The organism is Streptomyces paromomycinus, from assembly GCF_003865155.1.
In the GTDB taxonomy this organism is placed as follows: domain Bacteria; phylum Actinomycetota; class Actinomycetes; order Streptomycetales; family Streptomycetaceae; genus Streptomyces; species Streptomyces chrestomyceticus.
Genome location: NZ_BHZD01000001.1, coordinates 7,149,922 through 7,174,037 on the forward strand (window position 1 = coordinate 7,149,922; position 24,116 = coordinate 7,174,037).

The following is a 24,116-nucleotide window of genomic DNA, read 5'->3' on the forward strand; positions in this document are numbered from 1 at the left end:
CACCCCCGCGTAAGTACGCCACCCAGAGGGCCCCTTCCTGACCATGGACGGGGCCCTCCGGCATGTCCGGGCGCCGGATAGGGTTTCGGCACCAGCAGGACACGAATCCAGGAGTGTGGACCATGAACGTTGCGACCCCGAACGGCGGCGACAGCGTGGCGGTCCGCACCTGGCCGGGCGTCCTGGACGCGCTCCTCCAGGGCCGTGACCTGGGCGCCGACGACACCGCGTGGGCGATGGACCGGATCATGCGCGGCGAGGCCACCGACGCGCAGATCGCGGGCTTCGCGGTGGCACTGCGCGCCAAGGGCGAGACGGTCGCCGAGATCACCGGTCTGGTCCGGGCGATGTACGCGCACGCCAACCTCATCGACGTGCCGGGCCCGAGCGTGGACATCGTCGGCACCGGCGGCGACGGCGCCAAGACCGTCAACATCTCCACGATGTCCTCGATCGTGGTGGCCGGCACCGGCGCGAAGGTCGTCAAGCACGGCAACCGCGCCGCCTCGTCGGCCAGCGGCGCCTCCGACGTGCTGGAGAAGCTGGGCGTCAACCTGGACCTGACCCCGCGCCGGGTCGTCGAGGTCGCCGAGGAGGCCGGGATCACCTTCTGCTTCGCGGTCAAGTTCCACCCGTCGCTGCGGCACGTGGCGCCCGCCCGGCGCGAGCTGGGCATCCGTACGACGTTCAACGTGCTGGGCCCGCTGACCAACCCGGCGAAGGTACGGGCGCAGGCCACCGGCGTCGCCGACGCGCGGATGGCGCCGATCCTGGCCGGTGTACTGGCCGAACGCGGCTCCAGCGCGCTGGTCTTCCGGGGCGACGACGGACTGGACGAGCTGACGACCACGGCCACGTCGAAGGTCTGGGTCGTCCGGGACGGCGGCGTACGCGAGGAGACCTTCGACCCGCGGGACGTGGGTATCGGCCTGGTGCCCGTGGAGGCGCTGCGCGGCGCCGACGCCTCGTACAACGCGGACGTGGCGCGCCGCCTGCTGGGCGGTGAGACCGGCCCGGTACGGGACGCGGTGCTGCTCAACTCGGCGGCGGCGCTGGTGGCCCTGGAGCCGACCGCGGCGCCGCTGGACGAGCAGATCGCGGCGGGCATCGAGCGGGCCGCCGAAGCCGTCGACTCGGGGGCGGCCCGCCGGGCGCTGGAGCGGTGGGTGGCGGCCAGCAACGCCTGAGGCGGCTGTGGTGTGACGCGGGGCCCGGTCCGGGATACGGACCGGGCCTTGCGCGTTCCCGATCGTGTGGCATGATTCTGCCCAGGTCACGAGTGACAGCGACTACGGCCCCGGCCCGCTGTCCGGCAACCCTCCGTCCGTGGCGGGGTGCCCCGGGTGATGACCAGGTCGCAGGCAGCGAGGTCTGCGGCAAGCGCGGATCCCTCGTGCCAGGGATCCTGGTCCTTGAGGGAGATCTCCCGTGTCGCAGCGAATGCGTTAGGGCCGTTCGGCCCCGTTTTCCGTTTTTGCTCACCCCTTCTTCTTTCACCGCTGCCGGTCCGGCCCCGCTTCGGCGTGTGGGCCCCGCAGCGAAGTCGCCCTGTCTGCACGGGAGTTCACCATGCCTGTTTCCGCCGCTGCCACCTCTGCCACCACCGATTCCGCCGCCGACGCCGCCGTCTGTGCCCCGCTGCCCGTGCTGGGCCGTGACGTGCTGGTCCCGCTCGTCACCGGCGGCGAGGTCGAGTACGCGGCGCTGGACATCGCCGCCAGCGCCCCGGCGCTCCAGCGCGTCTGGGACGACGTGGCCGCGTACGCCCCGTACTACGGCAGCGTGCACCGTGGCGCGGGTTACCTCTCGCAGCTCTCCACCGATCTGTTCGAGAGCAGCCGGGCGGAGGTTGCCCGGTTCCTGGGGTGCGGGGAGGGGGACCAGGTGGTCTTCACCCGCTCCACCACCGACTCGCTGAACCTGCTGGCCGCCGCGCTGCCGGCCGACACCCGGGTGTTCGTCTTCGAGACCGAGCACCACGCCTCGCTGCTGCCCTGGGAGCAGCGTGCGGACGTCGAGGTGACGTACCTGGACGCGCCGCGTACGCCGGGGCAGGCGGTGGAGACGCTGGAGCGGGCGCTGGCGGAGCGGGAGCCGTACGCGAACGCGCTGGTCTGCGTGACGGGTGCTTCCAATGTGACCGGTGAGCTGTGGCCCGTACGGGAGCTGGCCGCCGCGGCGCACGCGCACGGCGCGCGCATCGTGCTCGACGCCGCCCAGCTCGCCCCGCACCACCCGGTCGACATCGCGGAGCTGGACGTGGACTGGGTCGCCTTCTCCGGCCACAAGCTGTACGCGCCCTTCGGGGCCGGCGTGCTGGCCGGGCGCGCGGACTGGCTCCAGGCGGCCGAGCCGTACCTCGCGGGCGGCGGCGCCAGCCGCACGGTCGCGCGCCGCGCCGACGGCGGGGTGGACGTCGACTGGCACACCACCGCCGCCCGCCACGAGGCCGGATCGCCCAACGTCATCGGCGTCTACGCCATCGCCGCCGCCTGCAAGGCGCTCACCGAGGCAGGCTTCGAGGGCCTGGTCGCCCGGGAGCAGCAGCTGGTCGAGCGGGTACGGGCGGGTCTCGCCGAGGTGCCCGAGGTCACGGTGCTCTCGCTGTTCGGGGACGACGCCCCGCGGGTGGGCGTGCTGTCCTTCGTCGTCGAGGGCTGGAACAGCTCGCACTTCGCGGCGGCGCTCTCCGCGGAGTACGGCATCGGCGTGCGCGACGGGCTGTTCTGCGCGCACCCCCTCGTACGGACCCTGCTGGGTGCCGAGTCCCAGGCCCCGGGCGAATGCGGCGCGCCCGAAGGGGCACCGGGGGAGCAGAGCCTGAACGCCATCCGGGTGAGCTTCGGGGCCGGTACGCCCGACGAGCACGTGGAGCGTTTCGTGGCGGCCGTCAAGGAACTGGTGACGCAGGGCGCGCGGTGGAGCTACCGCACCGAGGACGGGCGCTGCGTGCCGGACACCGCGGCGGCCGCGTAACCAGAAGACCGCCCCGCCGCGGCGCTCCGCTGTCCGGGCGCCGCGGCGTGGGTGCGGTGTGCGGAGCGGGCGCCGTACGCGGCGCGGGCTCCGCTCAGGCGTCCAGGCCGATGGCGAAGGCCGCTTCCAGGTCGTGCTGGGAGTACGTACGGAACGCGATGTGCGTCTCGGTGGAGGCGACGCCCGGCACCTTGCTGATCCGGCCCGGGATGACGTCCGCCAGGTCGTCGTGCCGGGCCACCCGCACCAGCGCGATCAGGTCGTGCGCACCGGTGACCGAGTAGACCTCGCTGACGCCCTCCAGTGCGGCGATCTTCTCCGCGATCTCCGGGATCTGGTCCACGCTGGTCTTGATGAGCACGATCGAAGTGATCACGGTTGGCTCTCTCCCTCGGCCGCCTGCTGCTTCGCCGTTCCGGCGGAGTCCACCCTACCGGTGGCCGCGGCCGTTTCCCCGGGCGGAGCGGGGCTCGGCCGGTAGCGCACCCAGGCGTACAGGAAGCCCACCGCGAAGCCCACGACGTGGGCCAGGTAGGCCACGCCCGGGGTGCTGGGGTCGCGCTGCGCGGCGATCCACTGGAGGACGAACCAGAACAGCAGCACGATCCACGCCGGGAACCGCAGCGGCAGGAAGAAGAGGAACGGGTAGATGCTGGTGACCCGGGCCTTGGGGAAGAGGTAGAGGAACGCGCCCAGCACCCCGGAGATCGCCCCGGAGGCGCCGACCAGGGTCTGTCCCGAGGAGGCGTGCGCGGCCGCGTAGCCCATCAGGGCCAGGTAGCCGGTCACGAGGTAGAAGAGGGTGAACGGCAGCCGGCCCATGCGGTCCTCGGCCATGCCGCCGAAGACGTACAGGAAGAGGACGTTGCCCAGCAGGTGCAGCCAGCTGCCGTGCACGAACAGGGCGGTCAGCGGGGTGAGCAGCGGTCCGGGCGAGCCGCTCCACAGTTCACGGGGGATGACGCCCCAGCGTTCGAAGTACGCGGTCTGCGCCTGGACGACGGCGTCACCGGTGCCGTATATGCCGTTGAGGCCGGAGGCGGGCCCGACGACGAAGACCACACAGCACAGGGCGATCAGCACGTTCGTCATGCGGGAGAACACGGTCAGCACCGAGCGGGCGCGGGGCGTCCGGGGGGACAGGAACGGGGCCGTCATGAAGTGATCATGGCGTAATACGGGCAATCGGGACAGAGTGCCTCGCCGCGTCCCGCCTCCCGGGCGGGGCCGCGCCGTAAGGGCATCAGGCCGTAGGGTAAGAGCCTGTGCCATCACCCCGGCCGGGCGCCCGTCGCCTGGCACGCACGCTCGCGGCGTTGCCGAAGCGCCCTAGTAGCTCCGCTACGAGGGCACTCCGGCGCCTTGCGATCGCACGCACCAGACGCCGTGCGCTGTTCCGGCCGGGGTGATGGCACAGGCTCTGACGGTCAGTACCCCGCGTACTTCCGCAGTCCGACGGCGCACCGCGGGAAGCCCCCGAACGACAGCACGAGCCCCGCTCGCCCGAGCGCGACGAAAGAGGACGACACCATGGCTGTTCCCCTGCCGACGGACGGGACCCGGTGGCGCTGCACCCTGTGCGGCAACCTGACGCGCTTCGACGTGACCCGCCGCTCCGAGGTCGTGGAGTACCTCCACCTCGACCTCGCCGGGGAGCCGAAGGTGGAGGAACGCGAGGTGCTCAGTGAGAGCATCGAGTCCGTGCGCTGCCGCTGGTGCAACGCGGTCGACCAGATCGAGCTGGTCGACCGGCCGGGCGCCGGCGCCTGAGTCGAGCGCCTGAGATCGGAGCGATGCAGCAGTGGTGGAGCGTCCAGAAGGGCCTGCGGGGGCGGAGCACGGAGCCGAGGCCGGTGCGGCCGAGGCGGACGAGGTGCTCGACCGTCCCCTGCCCGAGGGCGTGCGGCGCCGGGTCGTGGCGCTCACCGCGGAGTCCTTCGGCGGCCTGACGGTCGCCGAACTACCGCCGCCGCTGCGCCAGTACGCCCGGTTCACCCCCAGCCGCCGGGCCAAATTCGCGGGCAACGCGATGGCGGCCGCGCTGGAGAACGACGCGGTCTTCCGGCAACGGATCGCGGGCCGGCTGCGCGAGGCCCAGCCGGAACTGGCCGAAGCGCTGGACAACGGCACCCCGCCCGCCGCCGCCGACCCGCTCGATGTCGCGGCGGCGGCCTATGTGCTGCGCCCCGAGGGCTGGGTCAAGCTGGTCGCGGCGGCCGGCGAGGAGGCGCAGCGCGCCCGCGCGGAACAGGCCGGCGAGGAGGCCGAACGCGAGCTGGCCGCGCTGCGCGAGGAGCTGGCGCAGGTCCGCGCGCAGGCCCGCGCCGACGCCGAGCGCACCCGGGGCGACCTGGACGCGCTGCGCAAGGAGAACGAGTCGTTGCAGCGCAAGCTGCGCAGCGCGCTCAGCGACGTCAAGCGGGGCGAGGCGGCGGCACGCAAGGCCGCTGCGGAGGTGGAGTCCGTACGGGCCGCCGCCGCGCAGGAGAAGACCGTGGCCGACAGCGAGGCACGCCGCCTGAAGGCCCGTGTCACGGAGGTCGAGGCGTCGCTGGAGGCCAGTCGTCGTGCCACGCGTGAGGGGCGCAGTGTCGAGGACATGCGGCTGCGGCTGCTGCTGGACACCGTCCTGGACGCGGCCCAGGGGCTGCGCCGGGAGCTGGCGCTGCCGCCTGCCGACACCCACCCGGCGGACACCGTCGACGCGGTGGCCCCGGGCAAGATGACGCCCAAGGACATCGCCACGCGCGCGCTGTCGGAGACCGACCCCGCCCTGCTGGACCAACTGCTGGCGCTGCCACAGGCCCATCTGGTGGTGGACGGTTACAACGTCACCAAGACCGGTTATCCCACGATGCCGTTGGACAAGCAGCGGCTGCGGCTGCTGGGCGGCCTCGCGGTGCTGGCCGCCCAGACCGGCGCGGAGATGACGTGTGTCTTCGACGGTGCCGAGCTGGCCGCGCCGGTGCTGCTCGCGCCGCCGCGCGGGGTAAGGGTCCTGTTCAGCAAGCCGGGTGTGACGGCGGACGAGCTGATCCGCCAGCTCGTACGGGCCGAGCCGCCCGGCCGTCCGGTGGTGGTGGTCTCCACGGACCGCGAGGTGGCCGACGGGGTGGCCAAGGCGGGGGCGCGGCCGGTCGCATCGGCCTTGCTGCTGAAGCGACTTGCCCGTACTTGAGTCGTACGTTCCGTCCGTACGACTTGTCCGGAACGCGCTTCGCGAAGGGCGGCGTGGGGCAGTCTGGCCGGGGTGCCCGAGGGGGTGCCGGTGGTCGCCGTGGCGCCCGGGGCGGAGGGAAAGGTGTACCCATCAACGAGGCGTTTCATGCCTGACGTTCGTCTCTGAGGGTCAAGTGACCGTTACTGCCTGTGTGATGTTGGTAAAGGATGAGGAGCATCCAGCAGTTTTTTCCGGTGAGGATTTGAAGCGATCACAACTCGGTTACTAAGGTCAGGCCTCAACCCTTCATGCAGTTGATCATCCACCCGGGATGAACAGTGAAGGAACCGCCGAGTCCGCGGTGTTCACGCGCGGAGCCGGGGTCCCGTACCCCCCACGCCCGGTAGGCGGCTGAAGGAAGAAGGAGCTCGCCTCCGTGGCGTCCCACCGTCGACCCAAGCAGCCGAGCCGCACGCGCGTGACCGTCCTCACCGCGACCGCAGCGGCGGCCGTCGCCCTCTCGTCCCAGGCCGCCCACGCCGACCCGAAGCCGAAGAAGGAAGACGTCAAGTCCGAGGTCGACAAGCTCTACGAGCAGGCGGAGCAGGCCACCGAGAAGTACAACGGGGCCAAGGAGGACCAGGAGAAGCTCCAGAAGGAGGTCGACGCCCTCCAGGACAAGGTCGCCCGCGGCCAGGGCGAGCTGAACGAGCTCCGCAAGGGCCTCGGCGCCGTCGCCTCCGGCCAGTACCGCAGCGGCAGCATCGACCCCTCCGTGCAGCTGTTCCTCTCCGGCGACCCGGACACCTACCTGGACAAGGCCGCCACCCTCGACCAGCTGAGCGGCAAGCAGGCCGAGCAGCTGAAGACCATCGCGGACAAGCAGCGCCAGCTCGCGCAGGAGCGCGCGGAGGCCGCCGGCAAGATCAAGGACCTCTCGGACACCCGCAAGGCGCTGGGTGACAAGAAGGACGAGATCAAGGGCAAGCTCGCCAAGGCGCAGGAGCTCCTCAACACGCTGACCGCCAAGGAGAAGGAAGAGCTGCGGAAGGAGGAGGAGAAGAAGCAGGGCCAGAGCCAGGGCCGTTCGAGCCGTGGCAACGAGCGTCCCGACCTGGGCAACGACGTGCCGGCCTCGCAGCGCGGCGCCGCCGCCCTGGCCGCCGCCGCCTCCAAGATCGGCTCGCCCTACGTGTGGGGCGCCACCGGCCCCTCCTCCTTCGACTGCTCGGGTCTGACCTCCTGGGCGTACGCGCAGGCCGACCAGTCGCTGCCGCGCACTTCGCAGGCGCAGGCCAACGCCGGTACCCGGATCGGCTCGCAGAGCGCGCTCAAGCCGGGCGACCTGGTGCTCTTCTACGGCGACCTGCACCACATCGGCCTGTACGCGGGCAACGGCCAGGTGCTGCACGCGCCGAAGCCGGGCGCGTCCGTGCGCTACGAGTCGATCAACAACATGCCCTTCCAGTTCGGCGTCCGCGTCTGACGTCCCCTCGGCCGCGTCCCGCGCTCGCGGGACACTGCCGGACATGCCGCCCGATCGGGCGAATTGCGGTGTACGCCGCTGACTTCCCGCCCCGCCGGTGACCTGCGCAGTCACCGGCGGGGCGGCTTTTTCCCTACCGGTGGGGGGTGTTGCGGGTCTTTGGCCGCGGGCCACCGGCGCCGTTACTGTCTGCCCTCGCAGCCGCCGGTCCGCGTCCGCCCGTCCAGGGCGGCAGGGGCTGCACGGAAGGGAGTGCGGCCTCACGTGGCGTCCCACCGCCGTGTCTCACAGTCCGGCCTGGCCGGTGCGACCAGGGCCACCGTCCTGTCCGCCGCCGCGGTCACCGCCGCCGCCGCGCTGTCCGCGGGAGCGGCGAGCGCCGTCCCGGCCCCGGCGCCCGCCGAGGTCACCTCGCGCGTCGACGCCCTCTACGAGCAGGCCGAGAAGGCCACCGAGCAGTTCAACGGGGCCAACGAGCGGGCCCGCAGGCTGCGGGCCGACGTGGCGGCCCTCCAGGACCGGGTGGCCCGCGGCCAGGAACACGTCAACCGGCTGCGCGGCCGGCTCGGCGCCGTCGCCTCCGCCCAGTACCGCTCCGGCGGCCTGGACCCGTCCCTGAAGCTGCTGCTGTCCGAGGACCCGGCGCACTATCTCGACAAGGCCGCCGCCCTGGACCGCATCCACGGCAGGCAGGCCGGCGAACTGCGCGAACTCCAGGGTGCCCAGCGCGGCCTGGAGCAGGAGCGCCGGGAGGCGACCGGGAAGCTGGCCGCCCTGGAGGCGAGCCGGCAGGACGTGGTGCGCCACAAGAAGGACGTCGAGGGCAAACTGGCCTCGGCGCGGCGCCTGCTGAACTCCCTGACCGGCGCGGACCGGGCCGCCTACGACCGGGCCAACCGCGGAGTCGGACGGTCGCTGCCCGACCTGTCCGGGCCGTCCCCCGCCTCCGGCCGGGCCGGAGCCGCCGTCCAGGCGGTGCGCGGGGCGATCGGCGCGCCGTACGCCTGGGGGAGGTCCGGCCCGTCCGCCTTCGACTGCTCCGGACTGATGCAGTGGGCCTACGCGCGGGCCGGAGTCTCCATCCCCCGCACCTCGCAAGCCCAGCGCGGCGCGGGGCGGCAGGTTCAGGTCAGTCAGGCCAGACCCGGGGACCTGGTCATCTACCGGGACGACGCCAGTCATGTCGGTATGTATGTGGGCAACGGGCAGGTGGTGCACGCGCCGTATCCGGGGGCCCGGGTGCGCTCGGACCCCGTCGGCATGATGCCCATCTCGTCCGTAACCCGACCCTGACCGCTGTCCGTACCCGCGGGCGGTGCTTACGATCAACCGCGTGGCAGGGCGACGGACAACGCGGCGGACGGCCCGGCGGATCAGGACGGCGCTCTGCGCGGCCCTGCCGCTGGCGCTGCTGCCGCTGTTCGCGGGCTGCCGGGACCCGGCGGGCGCACAGGACGCCCCGCCCGGCATCCAGCGGATGCTGGACCGGCGCGCGGCGGCCGTACGCGACCGGGACGCCGGGGCCTTCCTCGCCTCGGTCGACCCGCACGCGGCCGCGTACCGTGACCGGCAGCGGGCGGTGTTCGCCAACCTCGCGCAGGTGCCGCTGGGCGCCTGGTCGTACGAGCTGGTGAAGACCGACGCGTTCGGCCTGCCGGCGGTGGTCGGGGCGGAGGGCCGCCGGGTGGCCGCCGAGGTACGGCTGCGCTACCGGCTGGCCGGGTACGACGACGCGCCGGTCACCTCCGTGCAGTACCTGACGCTCACCGACCGCGGCGGCCGGTGGCTGATCAGCTCCGACTCGGACGGCGCCGGGAGCGGGCGGCGCGGCGCGCGCCAACTGTGGGACCAGGGGCCGGTCCAGGTCGTCAAGGGGCGGCACAGCCTGGTCCTCGGTGTCCGCCGCGGCACAGCGGCCCTGCGCGAACTGGCGGACCGTACGGACGACGCGGTGCCCGCCGTCGGCGCGGCGTGGACCGGGAAGTGGGCCGGGCGGGTGGTCGTCGAGGCGCCGCAGTCGCTGGACGGGATGGCGGAGCTGCTGAACGCCGACGACCCCTCCGGCTACCGGGGCATAGCGGCGGTCACGACCGGCGAGTCGGGCGCGGCCCCGGCGGCGCCGGCCGACCGGGTCGTCGTCAACCCGGAGGCGTACGAAGAACTGTCCGCCGCCGGGCGCCAGACCGTACTGACCCACGAGGCCACCCACGTCGCGACGCGCACGGCCACCACCTCCGCCACCCCGCTCTGGCTCTCCGAGGGCTTCGCCGACTGGGCCGCCTACCGGGGCGGCAGCCACCCGGCCGCCACCGTCGCCCCCGAACTCGCGCACGCCGTGGCCAAGAGCTCCCCGCCGTCCCGGCTCCCGGCCGACGGTGACTTCCGCTTCAGCCGCGGCGCGCGCGAGCTGGCCCGCGCGTACGAGGGCGGCTGGCTGGCCTGCCGCATGATCGCCGACGACTGGGGCGACCGGCGGCTCGGCGCGTTCTACCGGGCGGCGGGCCGGGGCGGCACGGAGAGCGCCGGACGGGCGATGCGCGACGAACTGGGCCTGAGTCCGGCGGAGTTCACCCGGCGGTGGCAGGCGTACGTGGTGCGGCAGCTGCGGTGACGTGCCCCGGCCCGGTGACCGTCGAGCGCCACAGCCGGCGGCAGGCGGACAGTGAAGCGGCCACGAGCAGGACGTTGCGCACGGCCAGCAGGACGACGCCGCTCCCCTCACTGGCCACGACGTCCACGAACCGGACGGGGAACTCCCACAGCGTCGCGCCGGTCGCGAGCAGGATCAGGGCGGCGGGCAGCCCCATCCGGCTCGCCCGCAGCGTCAGGCACACGGCCGCCGCGCCGACCAGCCAGATCATGTACTGCGGGCTGATCACCCGGCTGGTGGTGACGAAGAGCAGGACGGCGGTGAAGGCGGCGTCGGCGAGGGTGGTGGACGTGAACCGCCGCGCGCGCAGCCGCCACAGCAGCAGCCAGCCGAAGGCCGCCACGGTCAGGAGCAGCGCCAGGGAACTGACCAGCGGCACGTACGGGCCGACGAACTCCACCGAGCCGTAGTGCAGCAGCACCTCGCCGTCCCAGCCGAACTGCCGGGCGAGATGGAAGACGAGCGCGCCGAGCGACTCCACCTCCGTACCCCGGTCGCGCTGGAAGGTGAGGAAAGCCAGTCCGCCAGGAGCCCAGGCGGCGCAGAGCGCGATGACCGCCAGCGCGCCGACGGCCGCCGCGCCCCACAACTGCCGCGCGCGGCGGCCTCGCAGGGGAGCACCGGTCAGCAGCAGCACCGGCCAGACCTTCAGCAGCGTGCCGAAGGCGATCAGGGCGCCGGAGACACGCGGGCGCCGGGCGGCGGCGAAGAGCGCGGCGACGGCCACGGCGGTGACCATCAGGTCGTACCGGGCGTACGCGGTCGGGCCGAGCAGGGCGACCCCCGCGGCCCAGACCCAGGCACCGGTGAGACGTTTGCCCGGCCGCCGGCCGGCGTACAGGAGCAGCGCGAAGGTGACCGCGTCGGCGGCACACGCCAGGAGGAAGAACGCCGAGGCGTAGTCCAGGAAGGGCAGCAGTCCGGGGGAGAGGACGGCGAGCGCGGCGGCCGGCGGGTACTGCCAGGCCACGTCGTCCTGCGGGAACGCGCCGGACTTCAGGACCTCGGACCAGCCGGCGTAGATCCCCGAGATGTCGCTGGTGACGTCCGGGCCGGGCAGCACCAGCACCTTGAACACACACAGCAGCAGGACCGCCCGGGTCGCGGCCCAGACCGCCACCGGCGGGCCCAGCGCGCGCACCGGGTCCTTCGGCTGCCGGCTGCCGGCCTCGCCCATCGCCACCTCGTCCCGTCGTCCGCCGCCGTCCGCACCCGACTGCGTCTGCCTGCGTCTGCCTGCGTCTGCCTGCGTCTGTCCTACTCTGTCCCGTTGGGCGGGGCCGTGTCACGACCGTGGACGAGCCACGCGCGTGCCGGGGCGGCCCCGCCGGTCGTGTCCGGCGACCCGGTACTGTGCCAGGGCAATGGACAAGACGCTGATCGTCACGAACGACTTCCCGCCCCGCCCCGGCGGCATCCAGGCCTTCCTGCACAGCATGGCGCTGCGCCTGGACCCGGACCGGGTCGTGGTCTATGCCTCCACCTGGAAGCGGAGCAAGGAGGGCATCGAGGCCACCGCCCGCTTCGACGCCGAGCAGCCCTTCCCGGTCGTACGTGACCGGACGACCATGCTGCTGCCGACGCCCCGGGTGACCCGGACGGCCGCCGCGCTGCTGCGCCGGCACGGCTGCTCCTCGGTGTGGTTCGGCGCCGCGGCGCCGCTCGGCCTGATGGCGCCCGCGCTGCGCCGGGCGGGAGCGCGCCGGATCGTGGCCACCACGCACGGGCACGAGGCGGGCTGGGCGCAGCTGCCCGCCTCCCGTCAACTGCTGCGGCGGATCGGCGAGGGCACCGACACGATCACCTATCTCGGTGAGTACACCCGCTCGCGCATCGCCGCCGCGCTGACGCCGGCCGCCGCCGGGCGGATGACCCAACTGCCGCCGGGCGTGGACGAGAAGACCTTTCACCCCGGTTCGGGCGGTGACGAGGTACGGGCCCGCCTCGGGCTCGCCGAGCGGCCGGTCGTCGTCTGCGTGTCCCGGCTGGTGCCGCGCAAGGGCCAGGACACCCTGATCGAGGCGATGCCGCGGATTCTGGCCGACGTGCCGGACGCGGTGCTGCTGATCGTCGGCGGCGGCCCGTACGAGAAGCAGCTGCACGCGCTCGCCCAGGAGAAGGGCGTCGCCGACGCGGTGCGCTTCACCGGTGCCGTGCCGTGGGAGGAACTGCCCGCCCACTACGGCGCGGGCGACGTCTTCGCGATGCCGTGCCGCACCCGGCGCGGCGGGCTGGACGTGGAGGGCCTGGGCATCGTCTACCTGGAGGCGTCCGCCACCGGACTGCCGGTCGTGGCGGGGGACTCCGGCGGCGCGCCGGACGCCGTGCTGGACGGCGAGACCGGGTACGTCGTCCCCGGCGGCTCCCCGACGGTCACCGCCGAACGTGTCGTCGCGCTCCTGAAGGACCCCGCCGCCCGCCGCCGCATGGGCGAGCGCGGCCGGGCCTGGGTGGAGGAGAAGTGGCGCTGGGACCTGCTGGCGGAGCGGCTCAAGGAGCTGCTGTAGCCGGACGCGCGGACGCCGGGCGGGCTGGAGAACCAGCCGCCCGGCGCCCGTGGCTCCGAGGCGCTACGCGCGGTAGATCGCCTCGATCTCCTCGGCGAAGTCCTTCGCCACCACGTTGCGCTTGAGCTTCAGCGACGGCGTCACGTGCCCGGACTCCTCGGTGAACTGCGTCGGCAGGATGCGGAACTTGCGTACCGACTCGGCCTTGGAGACGGCCGCGTTGCCGTCGTCCACCGCCCGCTGCACCGCGGCCAGCAGCTCCGGGTCCTTGCTCAGCTCGGTGACGCTCTGCCCGGCCGGGCGGCCGTGCTCCGCCGCCCAGCGCGGCAGGAACTCCTCGTCGAGGGTGACCAGCGCGCCGACGAAGGGGCGGCCGTCGCCGACGACCATGCACTCGGCGATCAGCGCGTGCGCGCGGATGCGGTCCTCGATGACGGCCGGGGCGACGTTCTTGCCGCCCGCCGTCACCAGGATCTCCTTCTTGCGGCCGGTGATCGCGAGGTAGCCGTCCTCGTCGAGGGTGCCGATGTCGCCGGTGTGGAACCAGCCGTCGGAGAGCGCTTCCTTGGTCGCCGACTCGTTGTTCCAGTACTCGGTGAACAGGTGCTCGCCGTGCAGCAGCACCTCGCCGTCGTCGGCGATGCGCACCACCGAGCCGGGCAGCGGCTGGCCGACCGTACCGATCTTCTGGCGGTCCCACGGGTTGAAGGCGGTGGCCGCGCAGGACTCCGTCAGGCCGTAGCCCTCCAGGGCGGTGAAGCCGATGCCCCGGTAGAAGTGGCCCAGGCGCTCGCCCAGCGGCGCGCCGCCGGAGATGGCGTGGGTGGCCCGGCCGCCGAGCACGGCGCGCAGCTTGCCGAAGACCAGCTTGTCGAAGAGCTTGTGCTTGAGCCGCAGGCCGAAGGCGGGCCCGGCCTGGGTGTCGAGCGCGCGGCTGTAGGCGATGGCCGTCTCGGCGGCCCGGTCGAAGATCTTGCCCTTGCCCTCGGACTGCGCCTTGGCCCGCGCCGAGTTGTAGACCTTCTCGAAGACCCGGGGAACGCCGAGGATCAGCGTCGGGCGGAACGAGGCGAGGTCGTCGGTGAGGTTCTTGATGTCGGGGGCGTGGCCGAGCTTGATGGGGGCCATGACCGAGGCCACCTGCACCAGCCGTCCGAAGACATGGGCCACCGGCAGGAAGAGCAGCACCGAGGAGTGGCCGGTGCGGAAGAGGGGTTTGAGGCGCTCGACGACGTTGCCGCACTCGGCGAAGAAGCTGCGGTGGGTGAGCACACAGCCCTTGGGCCGGCCGGTGGTGCCGGAGGTGTACACGATGGTGGCGGGCGAGTCGGCGTCGGCGAGGGCGCTGCGCTCGTCCACCTCCGCGTCGCTGACGCCGGCGCCGGCCGCGCGCAGCCGGGCGATCGCGTCCCGCTCGATCTGCCAGATGTTCTCCAGCGCGGGCAGCCGGTCCCGTACGGACTCGACGGCGGCCTCCTGCGCCGGGGACTCGACCACGCAGGCCACCGCGCCGGAGTCGCCGAGGATCCACTGCACCTGTTCGGCGGAGCTGGTCTCGTAGACCGGGACGGTGACCGCGCCCGCGCTCCAGATCGCGAAGTCCAGCAGGGTCCACTCGTACCGGGTGCGCGACATCAGGCCGATCCGGTCGCCGGGCCGGATGCCGGCGGCCATCAGGCCCTTGGCAGCGGCCCGTACCTCGGCGAGGAAGACGGCGGCCGTCACGTCCTGCCACCGGCCGTCGACCTTGCGGCCCATGACGGCGACATCGGGGTGCTGCGCGGCATTGCGGCGGATCAGATCCGTCAGGTTGCCGTCCGCGGGGACCTCGTACAGGGCCGGAAGGCTGAACTCGCGCAAGACTGCTGCTCCTCTATGGCGCCGGCGTCACGACGCTGTGTGCTGGCCGGCTGCGGTCCATGATCAGGCAGGGGGGGTGGTGGACTGCCCGGACGTTACCCACCGGTATTGCTTTTGGGATAGGGGGTTACGCCCAGATGTTCGATGCGTCACACGCTGCGTGACACGCGTCCGGACACGCCTTGGGACTGCTTCGCGCAGACTAGACCAGGCTTTCGGTGACCCGGAAGTAACCGCAGGTCGGACCCCTCTCCCGGCGGCGCCTCCAGCCCCCCTCCCGGCCGTCCGCCTTTCGATCTAGGGTGACCGGCATGCGAGTCCATGTGGTCAGCGATGTACACGGCAACGGGCGGGACCTCGCCACGGCGGGCGACGGGGCCGACGCCCTGGTCTGCCTGGGCGACCTGGTGCTCTTCCTCGACTACGCCGACCACTCCCGCGGCATTTTCCCCGACCTCTTCGGCACCGAGAACGCCCACAAGCTGGTCGAGCTGCGCACCGCCCGCCGCTTCGAGGAGGCCCGCGCGCTGGGCCGCCGCCTGTGGGGCGACATCGAGCGCGAGGGCGGCGGCCGGATGGCGGTGATCGAGGAAGCCGTCCGCCGGCAGTACGCCGAACTGTTCGCCGCCTTCCCCGAGCCGACGTACGCCACGTACGGCAACGTCGACCTCCCCCACCTGTGGCCCGAGTACGCCGCACCCGGCACCACCGTCCTGGACGGCGAGCGGGTGGAGATCGGCGGCCGGGTCTTCGGCTTCGTCGGTGGCGGCCTGACGACGCCCATGCGCACCCCGTACGAGATCAGCGACGAGGAGTACGCCGCCAAGGTCGAGGCCGTCGGCGAGGTGGACGTGCTGTGCACGCACATCCCGCCGGACGTGCCGGAGCTCTGCTACGACGTCGTCGCCCGCCGCTTCGAACGCGGCAGTGCCGCCCTCCTGGACGCGATCCGCCGGACCCGGCCCCGCTACGCGCTCTTCGGCCATGTGCATCAGCCGCTGGTCCGGCGGGTACGCGTCGGCGCCACCGAGTGCGTCAACGTGGGGCACTTCAACGCGACGGGAGCGCCGTACGTCCTGGAGTGGTGACGGCCTTCCGGGGTCTGCCCGGGGACTTTCACCGGGCCTTGCGGGACCTCTCCGGAAGGCCCGACCGGGGGCCTCCTCCGGGGCCGACCGGATCGGCCGGGACGCCGGTCCGGCGCGCTTTCGCCGCGCGGTAGCCTTCAGCAGCAGGGATACGCGTCTGGCGGACCGGCACGAATCGGCATGGAGGAGTCACGGCGATGGCCGAACACACCAGCTCTAGCATCACGATCGAGGCGGCACCCGCCGAGGTGATGGGAGTGATCGCCGACTTCGACCGCTATCCGGACTGGACCGGCGAGGTCAAGGAAGCCGAGATCCTCAGCAAGGACGACCAGGGCCGTGCCGAGCAGGTCCGCCTGCTGTTGGACGCCGGCGCGATCAAGGACGACCACACCCTCGCCTACACCTGGATCAGCGACCACGAGGTCAGCTGGTCGCTGGTGAAGTCCCAGATGCTGCGGACCCTCGACGGCTCCTACCGGCTGGTCCCGCTGGCCGGCGGCGCGCAGACCGAAGTGACGTATCAGCTCACCGTGGACGTCAAGATCCCGATGCTCGGCATGATCAAGCGCAAGGCGGAGAAGGTCATCATCGACCGCGCGCTGGACGGGCTGAAGAAGCGCGTCGAGAGCGGCCCTGCGGCCCCCTCCGGCGAGGCCAAGAGCCTCTGACCATGCGTACCGTCCTCGTCACCGGCCCCGGCGGCGCCGGCCGTACCACCCTCGCCGCCGCCACCGCACTGGCCGGTGCCCGGCGCGGTGAGCGCGTCCTGCTGCTCACCGCCCGCGGCGGCGCGGCGGAACGCGTCCTGGGCACCCGCCTCGGCCGCCCCGGCGACGGCCCGGTGCCCGTCGTCCCCGGCCTGCACGCCCGGTGCGTCGACGCCGGCGACCACTTCCGTCGGGAGGCGCTCGCCTTCCAGGAGCGCGCGGGCGCCGCCCTCGACCTGCTGGGCGCCGCGCCCCTGGACGAGGACGAACTGACCGAACTGCCCGGCGCGGAGGCGTTCGCGCTGCTTCACGAGCTGCGCGCGGCCCACGAAGCGGCCGACGGGCCCGACGGCCCGCAGACGGTCGTCGTCGACATGCCGCCCGCCGCCGACACCGTCGCCCTGCTCGCCCTGCCCGAACAGGCCCGCCGCTACCTCCGCCGCCTGCTGCCGCCCGAACGCCAGGCCGCCCGCGCGCTGCGGCCGGTGCTGGCCCAGCTGGCGGGCGTGCAGATGCCCACCCAGAAGCTGTACGAGGCCGCGGAGCGCTGGGAGCACGAACTCGCCGCCGTACAACGGATCATCGACCATCCGGGCACGACCGTCCGGATCGTCACCGAGGCGGGACCGGCCGCCGTCGCGGACATGCGGGAGGTGCGCTCGGGCCTCGCCCTGTACGGGCACCGCACCGACGCCGTCGTCGCCAACCGGCTGCTGCCCACCGGATCGGCCGACCCGTTCCTGGCCGCGCTCTCCGGACAGCAGCAGAGCGCGCTCAAGGCGCTGCGCGAGGAGTTCCCCGAAGCGCCGGTCGTCGAGGTGCCGCACCTGGGCCGCGACCCCGAGGGCACCGAGGAACTGGACGAGCTGCTCCGCGGCACGGTCGGGGAACCGGCCGCGCCCGGCGGGGCCGACGACACCTGGACCGTGGAGGACCGGCTCGCCACGGACGGCATCCTGGTGTGGCGGGTGCCGCTGCCGGGCGCCGAACGCGACGGACTCGGCCTGCTGCGGCGTGGCGACGAGGTCGTCGTCACCGCCGGCCGCTACCGGCGGATACGCACCCTGCCCTCCGCCCTGCGCCGCTGTTCGGTCTCCGGCGCCGGGCTGCGCGACGGCGCGCTGCACATCCGCTTCACCCCCGACCCCGATCTCTGGCCCCGCGGTCACTGAACGGCACACCGCCGTTCGGGTAACGTCGGGAGAAGCAGCACCGCCGCGCACCCGCCGCCCACGCGGGTCCAGATCCGCCTCGCCGCAGGAGTGAGTCCGCCATGAGCGATGCCACCGAGCGCCCCGCCGACCGCACGGACCGGTTCGACGCCGATGCCTGGGAAACGGCCTGCGCCGAGGACCTGGCGGCCGAGAAGGCCCGCCGCCGCGCGCAGTACGGCCCGCCGCCGGGCAGCGCCGCCGAGGAGCTGCGCCGCCTCGCGGAGGCCGTCACCGACAAGCTCGCCGGCATCCAGCTGCCGGGCGCGCTCGCCGGCATGGCCGCCCAGGGCGCCGTGCAGCAGCTCTTCCGGCAGGCCAAGGCCGTCGTCGAGCCGGTCGTCGAACGCAACCCGGACGTCTTCGACCACCTCGCCGCCGCCGGGTCCGAGCTGCTGGCCGCCTACCGCTCGGCCGTCGAGAGCAGCGAGCGCCGCTGGACCCGCCAGGCCGCCGACGAGGCCGCGCAGGCCGACCCGCGGGAGGCCGCCGGGCCGGGCGCCGGCCGCGACGGTGACGACACCCGTGACGCCCGCGACAAGCGGGACGACCCGGGCGCCCGCCGGGACGACGACGGCCCGGCCGGCACCGAGCGGATCGATCTCGACTGACCCGCCCCTCGCGGCCGTAGGGCACGGGCCCGGCCCCGCACTCCGGTACGGTTGTACGCGGCGGGGTACGACCAAAAACTGAGGGACACATGGGACTCACCATCGGCGTCGACATCGGCGGCACGAAGATCGCGGCCGGCGTGGTCGACGAAGAGGGCACGATCCTCGAAACGTGCAAGGTGCCGACCCCGCAGGCCACCGACGAGCTGACGGAGGCCATCGCCGACGCCGTGCGCACCGTCGGCGCCGACCACCAGGTCGAGGCCGTCGGCATCGGCGCCGCCGGTTACGTGGACGAGAAGCGGGCCACCGTGCTGTTCGCGCCCAACATCGACTGGCGCCACGAGCCGCTGAAGGACAAGGTCGAACAGCGCGTCGGCCTGCCCGTCGTCGTCGAGAACGACGCCAACGCGGCGGCCTGGGGCGAGTACCGCTTCGGCGCCGGCCAGGGCCACAGCGACGTCATCTGCATCACCCTGGGCACCGGCCTGGGCGGCGGCATCATCATCGGCAACAAGCTGCGCCGCGGCCGCTTCGGCGTCGCCGCCGAGTTCGGCCACATCCGCGTCGTACCGGACGGCCTGCTGTGCGGCTGCGGCAGCCAGGGCTGCTGGGAGCAGTACGCCTCCGGGCGTGCCCTGCTGCGCTACGCCCGCCAGCGCGCCTTCGCCACCCCCGAGAACGCCGAGGTGCTGCTCTCCATGGGCGACGGCACCTCCGAGGGCATCGAGGGCCGGCACATCAGCGAGGCCGCCCGCCAGGGCGACCCGGTCGCCGTCGACTCCTTCCGCGAACTGGCCCGCTGGGCCGGCGCGGGCCTGGCCGACCTGGCCTCGCTCTTCGACCCGTCCGCCTTCATCGTCGGCGGCGGCGTCTCGGACGAGGGCGAACTGGTCCTCGACCCGATCCGCAAGTCCTTCCGCCGCTGGCTGGTGGGCAACCAGTGGCGGCCGCACGCCCAGGTGCTCGCCGCCCAGCTCGGCGGCAAGGCCGGACTGGTCGGCGCCGCCGACCTGGCACGCCAGGGCTGACCCGCGGTGCCGGCCGAGCTGCCCGCATCCCGTACCGAGCCGGGCGCCGCTTCCGGGGACTTCGCATCGAGCGGAGGCGGAGCGAGGCGGAGCGGTCCGGCCGTGCTCCGTGTGCTCAGCTACAACGTCCGCTCGCTGCGCGACGACCGTGCGGCGCTGGCCCGGGTGATCCGGGCCTGCGCCCCGGACGTCGTGTTCGTGCAGGAGGCGCCGCGGTTCTTCCGCTGGCGCAAGAGCGTGGCGAAGCTGTGCCGGGCGACGGACCTGGTGTACGTGACGGGCGGTGCCACCGCCGCCGGCCCGATGATCCTGTCCTCGCTGCGCGCCCATGTGGAGCGCACCGAGGACGTCCTGCTGCCCCGCACCCCCGGCCTGCACCAGCGCGGTTTCGCGACCGCGGTGGTACGCATCGGGGGCGCGCGGATCGGCCTGCTGAGCTGTCATCTCAGCCTTCAGGCCGACGAGCGGTACGCCCAGGCGGGCCTGCTGCTGGAGCGGCTGCGCGCGCTGGACACCCCGTACGCCGTCGCGGCCGGTGACCTCAACGACCGGCCGGACGGGCGCGCCTTCCGGCGGCTGGCGGGCTCGCTCACCGACGCCTGGGCGGCGGCGCCGTGGGGCGGCGAATACACCTCCACGCCTCACGACCCGCACCAGCGCATCGACGCCGTCTTCACGACCGACGGCGTCGAGGTGCTGGGCTGCGGCGTACCGCGCGATCTGCCGGGCCTGGGCCACGGCGATCTGCTCGCCGCCACGGACCATCTGCCGGTGCTGGCGGCACTACGGGTGCCGACCACCGCGTAGGGCCCGGACCCGGCGGTGCTCAGGACAGCCGCATCCTCGGTTCGCCGCGCCCGTTGCGTCCGGTGCCGCCGCCGGTGCAGGTCAGACGGTTCCTGGGAGCCTGGTCCAGCGCGGTGTACGCCTGCCGCAGGCAGTTCCGCAGGGCGAGCTGACCCCAGTGGTTCGGGTGCAGCGCCTCCTGCACCTGGAACGGCGGCAGCACCGCGGTGACCGTCCGCACCCAGCTGATCCACTCGGTCTTGTCGGACGCCCCCGGGTCGGTCCACCGGCTCACCGTGCCGCGCACCGGCTCGACCAGCCCGACGCCGCGCTCGCACAGCCGGTGCCCGTCGAAGGCGTGCGTGACGTCGAGGAAGCGGACGTTGTCCAGGCCGCTCTTGTCGATGCCCCGCTCCACGGCCCGGCCGACGGCCGGCAGCACACTGTCCACCGCCCAGTCGGCGTCCCGGTCGTTGAACGCGCAGCCGCCCAGGGTCTGGCGCGCGCCCAGCGCCGCCGGGTAGCGGAAGTCGCGGCCGTGCGGGATGGGCGCCGGGTAGTTCTGCACGATCACGTCGTACTCGTCGGTGTCGTGCCCGGCCCGCAGCATCGCCTGCTTGACGTTGCGCAGCCCGCCCGCGATGTCGTCCGCCCGCTGCTCCACGGCCCGGTCGGTGAATCTGGCGCGGTTGGCCGCGTCCTGGCTGCACGACTTGGGCAGCGGGCTCAGGTACGCCAGGACGCAGGACGTGATCACGTCGCCGAAGCCGAAGTCGTTGCCGCCGACCGAGACGGCGACCATCCGCACCGGGTGGTCGCGGGCGTACTCCTCCAGCTGCCTGGCCTGCCCCGGCACGCCCGCCGCGTCCGAGAAGTCCAGGCCCGGCTTCGCGACGCCCTTCGAGGACCGGAAGGAGTCGGTACGGGCGCCGGAGCAGGCCAGGTTCTCGCTCGCGGTGCCGGGCAGCCCGAGGTGGATCTCGGCGGAGCGGGAGCGGTGGCACTTGGGGATGCGCTCGGCGGTGCGGTTCGCGTTGTCGAAGTACGCGGTCGGGCCGAGCGCGTCGACGCGGGGGAAGTTGGCCGGGTTGGCGTCGGTGTTGCCGGCCCAGCGCCCGGCCTCGCCGGAGATGTAGGAGTCGCCGAGCGAGACCACCGCGCCGGGACCGGGAGCCTGCCGCTGCGGCGGACTGGCAGCGGCCGGCACGGTGGCCAGCAGGCCCGTCACCGCGGCGGCCGTCGCGGCGGCCGCCGCCACCCGGCCCCGACGGCGTGGACGTGAACATGATGACGAGAGCGGATGGCGCACGGGGTCCTCCCGGGAACACGGCCGGATACTCGGCGTGATCCTCCCCGTTCGCGGCGTCAACGCCGGTCAGGACACCTGGCGCGCGAGGGTGAATCCCCGGGCGTGCGGGGGACGGCGGCCCGGCCGCGGGCGGCGGCCGGTGCGGTCATACGACCGCGCCGCCGCCCGGCAGCTCCTCGTCGTCCTCGTCGTCGTGCTTCATCCGGGCCACCAGCGTCGCGAAGCCGCCCAGGAAGCCGCCGATGCCCAGCAGGGTGATCCACCAGGTGACGGGCTGCTGCAGCAGCACCATGAGCACCAGCAGCAGCGGCCCGCCGAGCACCGCGATCCAGGCGAACTTGGCCGTCACGTCGGCCTTGGGCAGCGGAGGCGGCTCGGGCGGCACGAAGTGCCCTTCGTCCGTCCCGCCGAGGTCGTCGTCGGACGCCTCGGCCGCCGACCAGTCGCGCGGCCCGACGCCGGGCGCGAAGACCACGAAACTGCCGACGGAGGGCCCGCCGGGCCGGTCCGGCGCACCGGGAGAGGGCTCGCTGCGCGGGCGCTCCTCGACGGTCAGGCCGCCGTCGTCCCGGTCCGTACGGTCCGTGGGGCCCTGGCCGGCCTTCTCGGCGGGTTTGCCGTCGGCCCGGTCCTCGCCGGTCTTGCCGAGGTCGACGCGGTCCGGTCCGGTGCCCGTGGCGCCGCCGGACGGCCCGTCCGCCGCCTCCGGGCCCGGACCGGCCACCGGCCCGTCCTCGTCCGGGAAGGCCGGTGCCTTGCCGTACCCGGCCACGATCTCGGCCCAGGCGGCTTCCTCGTCCAGCGGGTCGCGGGGGTCGCGGGGGCTACGCTCCTCCACCGGGGGCCGTCTCCTCACTCTCCACGCCCGTGCGCACGTCCGGCGCCAGTCGGGCGATGAAGTCGTAGGTCTCCTGGCAGATCCGCTCGGCGTCGTGGTCGAGCGTGGCGACGTGGTAGCTGCGCTCCAGCAGCACCTGCCGTACGTCCTGCGAGGACACCCGGCCGAGAATGCGCTCGGAGTCGGCCGGCGGTACGACGTGGTCCTGCGGGCTGGTCAGCACCAGCAACGGCTGGGTGACCCGGGGCAGTTCGGCGTCGACCAGCTGGAAGAAGCGGCGCAGCGAGTGCGCGGCGTGCAGCGGCACCCGGTCGTAGCCGATCTCGTGGGAGCCGGGCTTGGCGATGTCGTCGGCCAGCCCCTTGGTCGTCCGGACGACGTGCCGCAGCACCGGCAGCAGCGGGGCGGCCGCGTCGTGCACCTTGTTGCCCGGGTTGACCAGCGCCAGGCCGCTGATCGCGGCGCCGTGCCGCTCGGCCAGCCGCAGCGCCAGCGCGCCGCCCATCGAGAGGCCGCACACGAAGACCCGCTCGCACCGTCCGGACAGCGACCGCAGCTCGCGGTCGACCTCGGCGTACCAGTCCTGCCAGGTGGTGAGCTGCATGTCCTGCCAGCGGGTGCCGTGGCCGGGCAGCAGCGGGACCGAGACCGTCAGGCCGCGGTCGGCCAGGTACTCGGCCCAGGGGCGTACGGACTGGGGGGAGCCGGTGAAACCGTGGCAGACGAGGACGCCGGTCCGGCCGCCGTCGCGGCGGAACGGCTCGGCTCCGGGGAGCAGCGGCACCGGGGGACTCCGATCGGTGAGGGGCCGGGCGGCAACGGGATACGCGGGTTACCGGAAGCCTACGCGGAGCGGCGCCGGGCGGATAGGTCCACCGGCCCGCTACCCCGGTCCCCGCCGGGGAGCGCCCCCGGGCCCGTCCGGGCGGGCCGCCGAGAAGAGGGGGGCGCCGGGGCAGGTTAAGGTCTTTGCGTCACACACAGGAGGCAGTGGGTTGATCTACGGCGCAATGAAGTTTTCCATCGGCGGATCGCTGAAGCTGGCTTTCCGTCCCTGGGTGGAGGGCCTGGAGAACATCCCCGCAACGGGACCCGCCATCCTGGCGAGCAACCACCTGTCCTTCTCGGACTCCTTCTTCCTGCCCGCGGTGCTCGACCGCAAGGTGACCTTCATCGCCAAGGCCGAGTACTTCACCTCCCCGGGCGTCAAGGGCAAGCTGACCGCCGCCTTCTTCAAGGGCGTGGGCCAGCTCCCGGTGGACCGCTCGGGCGCGCGGGGCGCGGGCGAGGCGGCGATCAAGAGCGGCATCGAGGTGCTGGAGCGCGGTGAGCTGTTCGGCATCTATCCGGAGGGCACCCGCTCGCCGGACGGCCGGCTCTACCGCGGCAAGCCCGGCGGCCTGGCCCGGGTGGCGCTGGCCACCGGTGCCCCGGTCATCCCCGTCGCGATGATCGACACGGAGAAGGTGCAGCCGCCCGGCAAGGTGATGCCGAAGATGATCCGGCCCGGTATCCGGATCGGCAAGCCGCTGGACTTCAGCCGGTACCACGGCATGGAGGGCGACCGCTTCATCCTGCGCTCGGTGACCGACGAGGTCATGTACGAGATCATGAAGTTGTCGGGCCAGGAGTACGTGGACATCTACGCGACCGCCGCCAAGCGGCAGATCGCGGACGCGGCCAAGAAGAAGGCCGAGGCGGAGAAGGCCGAAAAGGCCGAAAAGGCCGAAAAGGCCGAAAAGGCTGAGAAGGCTGAGAAGGCTGAGAAGACCGGGGTGGCCGCCAAGATCCGCAAGGGGCAGGGCACGACCGGCACCGGGGCGTAGGCGCGCCCCGGCACAGGGTGGGGGCGAGATGGCAGAGGCAGAGATACGGCCCGCGGCCGGCGCGGCG

22 protein-coding genes and 1 riboswitch are annotated in these 24,116 nt (G+C 73.3%); of the genes, 15 read left to right on the forward strand and 7 right to left on the reverse strand.

Translation table 11 applies throughout. The features are described from left to right. Positions 1-122: 122 nt before the first annotated feature. Positions 123-1,187 carry an anthranilate phosphoribosyltransferase gene (trpD, locus tag OEIGOIKO_RS30860; protein WP_125056787.1) on the forward strand — a complete coding sequence of 355 codons (1,065 nt, stop codon included), beginning with the start codon at positions 123-125 and terminating at the stop codon, positions 1,185-1,187. Positions 1,188-1,271: 84 nt separating this feature from the next. Next, positions 1,272-1,389, forward strand: a riboswitch (SAM riboswitch). A 180-nt stretch (positions 1,390-1,569) separates the two neighbouring features. Continuing rightward, complete coding sequence (locus OEIGOIKO_RS30865; RefSeq protein ID WP_125056788.1) at positions 1,570-2,976, forward strand: aminotransferase class V-fold PLP-dependent enzyme; 1,407 nt, start codon at positions 1,570-1,572, stop codon at positions 2,974-2,976. Between the two features lie 94 nt (positions 2,977-3,070). On the opposite strand, the gene OEIGOIKO_RS30870 is transcribed toward OEIGOIKO_RS30865, so the two are convergent. Together OEIGOIKO_RS30870 and OEIGOIKO_RS30875 are read right to left on the reverse strand one after the other, a co-directional pair. Continuing rightward, entirely contained in the window at positions 3,071-3,352 is a 282-nt protein-coding gene (locus OEIGOIKO_RS30870; RefSeq protein WP_030020856.1) for an Lrp/AsnC ligand binding domain-containing protein, read from the reverse strand. Further along, entirely contained in the window at positions 3,349-4,134 is a 786-nt protein-coding gene (locus tag OEIGOIKO_RS30875) for a rhomboid family intramembrane serine protease (protein WP_174857247.1), read from the reverse strand. Before OEIGOIKO_RS30875 ends, OEIGOIKO_RS30870 begins: the two co-directional genes overlap by 4 nt. 372 nt (positions 4,135-4,506) lie before the next feature. Here OEIGOIKO_RS30875 and OEIGOIKO_RS30880 point away from each other — a divergent pair, with 372 nt between their 5' ends. From OEIGOIKO_RS30880 to OEIGOIKO_RS30900, 5 genes are all read left to right on the forward strand, one after another. Then, positions 4,507-4,746, forward strand: a complete 240-nt coding sequence (locus OEIGOIKO_RS30880) for a hypothetical protein (RefSeq protein ID WP_030020858.1) — start codon at positions 4,507-4,509, stop codon at positions 4,744-4,746. 31 nt (positions 4,747-4,777) lie between these two features. After that, positions 4,778-6,154 carry an NYN domain-containing protein gene (locus OEIGOIKO_RS30885; protein ID WP_170251925.1) on the forward strand — a complete coding sequence of 459 codons (1,377 nt, stop codon included), beginning with the start codon at positions 4,778-4,780 and terminating at the stop codon, positions 6,152-6,154. 418 nt (positions 6,155-6,572) lie between these two features. Next, positions 6,573-7,622, forward strand: coding sequence for a C40 family peptidase (locus tag OEIGOIKO_RS30890; protein ID WP_125056789.1), 1,050 nt, complete (start codon positions 6,573-6,575; stop codon positions 7,620-7,622). Between the two features lie 264 nt (positions 7,623-7,886). Beyond that, the gene (locus tag OEIGOIKO_RS30895; RefSeq protein ID WP_125056790.1) at positions 7,887-8,915 is read left to right on the forward strand and encodes a C40 family peptidase; all 1,029 of its coding nucleotides are present in this window, start codon (positions 7,887-7,889) and stop codon (positions 8,913-8,915) included. A gap of 40 nt (positions 8,916-8,955) precedes the next feature. Further along, positions 8,956-10,233, forward strand: coding sequence for a hypothetical protein (locus tag OEIGOIKO_RS30900; RefSeq protein WP_125056791.1), 1,278 nt, complete (start codon positions 8,956-8,958; stop codon positions 10,231-10,233). Here the strand turns inward: OEIGOIKO_RS30900 and OEIGOIKO_RS30905 are convergent. Continuing rightward, the gene (locus OEIGOIKO_RS30905; RefSeq protein ID WP_125056792.1) at positions 10,190-11,449 is read right to left on the reverse strand and encodes a glycosyltransferase 87 family protein; all 1,260 of its coding nucleotides are present in this window, start codon (positions 11,447-11,449) and stop codon (positions 10,190-10,192) included. The genes OEIGOIKO_RS30900 and OEIGOIKO_RS30905 overlap by 44 nt on opposite strands. Before the next feature lie 187 nt (positions 11,450-11,636). Here OEIGOIKO_RS30905 and OEIGOIKO_RS30910 point away from each other — a divergent pair, with 187 nt between their 5' ends. After that, complete coding sequence (locus OEIGOIKO_RS30910; RefSeq protein WP_125056793.1) at positions 11,637-12,779, forward strand: glycosyltransferase family 4 protein; 1,143 nt, start codon at positions 11,637-11,639, stop codon at positions 12,777-12,779. 63 nt (positions 12,780-12,842) lie between these two features. Here the strand turns inward: OEIGOIKO_RS30910 and OEIGOIKO_RS30915 are convergent, their stop codons facing one another. Next, positions 12,843-14,639, reverse strand: a complete 1,797-nt coding sequence (locus OEIGOIKO_RS30915) for an AMP-dependent synthetase/ligase (RefSeq protein WP_125056794.1) — start codon at positions 14,637-14,639, stop codon at positions 12,843-12,845. Positions 14,640-14,950: 311 nt separating this feature from the next. Between OEIGOIKO_RS30915 and OEIGOIKO_RS30920 the strand changes: the two genes are divergently transcribed. From OEIGOIKO_RS30920 to OEIGOIKO_RS30945, 6 genes are all read left to right on the forward strand, one after another. Continuing rightward, complete coding sequence (locus OEIGOIKO_RS30920; protein ID WP_125056795.1) at positions 14,951-15,727, forward strand: metallophosphoesterase family protein; 777 nt, start codon at positions 14,951-14,953, stop codon at positions 15,725-15,727. Positions 15,728-15,924: 197 nt separating this feature from the next. Beyond that, entirely contained in the window at positions 15,925-16,398 is a 474-nt protein-coding gene (locus OEIGOIKO_RS30925; protein ID WP_125056796.1) for an SRPBCC family protein, read from the forward strand. Positions 16,399-16,400: 2 nt separating this feature from the next. Next, entirely contained in the window at positions 16,401-17,609 is a 1,209-nt protein-coding gene (locus OEIGOIKO_RS30930; RefSeq protein ID WP_125056797.1) for an ArsA family ATPase, read from the forward strand. A 101-nt stretch (positions 17,610-17,710) separates the two neighbouring features. Continuing rightward, positions 17,711-18,259, forward strand: coding sequence for a DUF5304 domain-containing protein (locus OEIGOIKO_RS30935; RefSeq protein ID WP_125056798.1), 549 nt, complete (start codon positions 17,711-17,713; stop codon positions 18,257-18,259). Positions 18,260-18,348: 89 nt separating this feature from the next. Next, a complete protein-coding gene (locus tag OEIGOIKO_RS30940) occupies positions 18,349-19,290 on the forward strand; it encodes an ROK family glucokinase (RefSeq protein WP_125047537.1) in 942 nt (313 codons plus the stop codon). A 6-nt stretch (positions 19,291-19,296) separates the two neighbouring features. Continuing rightward, the gene (locus OEIGOIKO_RS30945; protein WP_371858984.1) at positions 19,297-20,097 is read left to right on the forward strand and encodes an endonuclease/exonuclease/phosphatase family protein; all 801 of its coding nucleotides are present in this window, start codon (positions 19,297-19,299) and stop codon (positions 20,095-20,097) included. A 19-nt stretch (positions 20,098-20,116) separates the two neighbouring features. Here OEIGOIKO_RS30945 and OEIGOIKO_RS30950 read toward each other — a convergent pair whose 3' ends face one another. The 3 genes from OEIGOIKO_RS30950 to OEIGOIKO_RS30960 all read right to left on the reverse strand — a co-directional run bounded on the left by OEIGOIKO_RS30950 (position 20,117) and on the right by OEIGOIKO_RS30960 (position 23,007). Continuing rightward, complete coding sequence (locus tag OEIGOIKO_RS30950) at positions 20,117-21,304, reverse strand: SGNH/GDSL hydrolase family protein (RefSeq protein ID WP_218040021.1); 1,188 nt, start codon at positions 21,302-21,304, stop codon at positions 20,117-20,119. A gap of 226 nt (positions 21,305-21,530) precedes the next feature. After that, the gene (locus OEIGOIKO_RS30955; RefSeq protein WP_125056801.1) at positions 21,531-22,223 is read right to left on the reverse strand and encodes a hypothetical protein; all 693 of its coding nucleotides are present in this window, start codon (positions 22,221-22,223) and stop codon (positions 21,531-21,533) included. Continuing rightward, a complete protein-coding gene (locus tag OEIGOIKO_RS30960; RefSeq protein WP_125056802.1) occupies positions 22,210-23,007 on the reverse strand; it encodes an alpha/beta hydrolase in 798 nt (265 codons plus the stop codon). The genes OEIGOIKO_RS30955 and OEIGOIKO_RS30960 overlap by 14 nt, the downstream gene beginning before the upstream one ends. Before the next feature lie 226 nt (positions 23,008-23,233). Here OEIGOIKO_RS30960 and OEIGOIKO_RS30965 point away from each other — a divergent pair, with 226 nt between their 5' ends. After that, complete coding sequence (locus tag OEIGOIKO_RS30965) at positions 23,234-24,049, forward strand: lysophospholipid acyltransferase family protein (RefSeq protein ID WP_170251927.1); 816 nt, start codon at positions 23,234-23,236, stop codon at positions 24,047-24,049. Positions 24,050-24,116 lie beyond the last annotated feature (67 nt).